The 507-nt window shown below is 66.9% G+C and carries 1 protein-coding gene; it reads right to left on the bottom strand.

What is annotated here, in order from left to right; genetic code table 11:
- A partial coding sequence (locus tag RF644_RS18910) for an alanine:cation symporter family protein (protein WP_368797675.1) occupies positions 1 to 507 on the bottom strand: 507 nt, incomplete at both ends.

Here is a 507-nt window from a genome sequence, read left to right as displayed (position 1 = left end):
CGGCGCCAGCAGGTAGAGGCCGATGATGTTGATGACGGCGAGCATGAACAGACCGCGTCGGCCATGTCGATCAGCGTCTGCAGCGTGAGCAGCGAACCGGCCACGGCGAACAGGGTGTAGAGCACCTTGTAGGCCGTCTCGCTGGCCTTGCTGCGGCCGAAGAGGTACGTCCACGCCTTGAGGCCGTAGTAGCCCCAGGTGAGCACGGTCGAGATGGCGAAGAGCATGACCGCGATCGTGAGGATGTACGGGAACCACGGCATGACCGTGCCGAACGCGTCCGAGGTGATCGTCACGCCGCCGATGGACCCCTCCTGCTTGCGGGCCTCGGCCCAGCTGGCGGGGTTGGCCACGACGATGGTCAGCGCGGTCATGGTGCAGATGACCACGGTGTCGATGAAGGGCTCGAGGAGCGCGACCAGGCCCTCGCTGGCGGGGTGCTTGGTCTTCACCGCGGAGTGGGCGATCGGCGCGGAGCCGAGGCCGGCCTCGTTGGAGAAAGCAGCC

This window comes from Kocuria sp. CPCC 205258 (genome assembly GCF_040981005.1).
Taxonomy (GTDB): Bacteria; Actinomycetota; Actinomycetes; order Actinomycetales; family Micrococcaceae; genus Kocuria; species Kocuria rosea.
The sequence above is the reverse complement of the archived record's forward strand: the minus strand, read 5'-3'. Positions and strand labels throughout refer to the sequence as shown.